Annotated in this window: 1 pseudogene; it reads right to left on the bottom strand. The window is 59.2% G+C overall.

Annotation, left to right across the window (positions count from 1 at the left end):
* Window positions 1-449: pseudogene (locus LKE08_RS29385) on the bottom strand (photosystem II D2 protein (photosystem q(a) protein)); the annotation flags it as partial.

The following is a 449-nucleotide window of genomic DNA, read 5'->3' as shown; positions in this document are numbered from 1 at the left end:
CACAGGCCCGTCACGGGGACGAACAGCATGAAGAAGTGCAACCAGCGCTTGTTGGAGAAGGCGATACCGAAGATCTGAGACCAGAAGCGGTTCGCCGTCACCATCGAGTAGGTTTCTTCGGCTTGGGTGGGCTCGAAGGCGCGGAAGGTGTTGGCACCTTCACCGTCTTCAAACAGGGTGTTTTCTACCGTGGCACCGTGGATGGCGCACAGCAGCGCTCCGCCGAGGATGCCGGCGACTCCCATCATGTGGAAGGGATTGAGCGTCCAGTTGTGGAACCCTTGAAAGAATAGAATGAAACGGAAGATTCCGGCCACGCCGAAGCTGGGGGCGAAGAACCATCCCGACTGACCCAAGGGGTACATCAGGAACACGCTGACGAACACCGCGATGGGGCCGGTGAAGGCGATCGCGTTGTAGGGACGGATTCCCACCAGACGGGCGATTTC

Origin of the sequence: Lyngbya sp. CCY1209, from assembly GCF_035615495.1 — a bacterium.
Taxonomy (GTDB): domain Bacteria; phylum Cyanobacteriota; class Cyanobacteriia; order Cyanobacteriales; family Microcoleaceae; genus Limnospira.
Note: the sequence above shows the minus strand (reverse complement) of the source record. Positions and strands in the feature narration are given on the sequence as shown.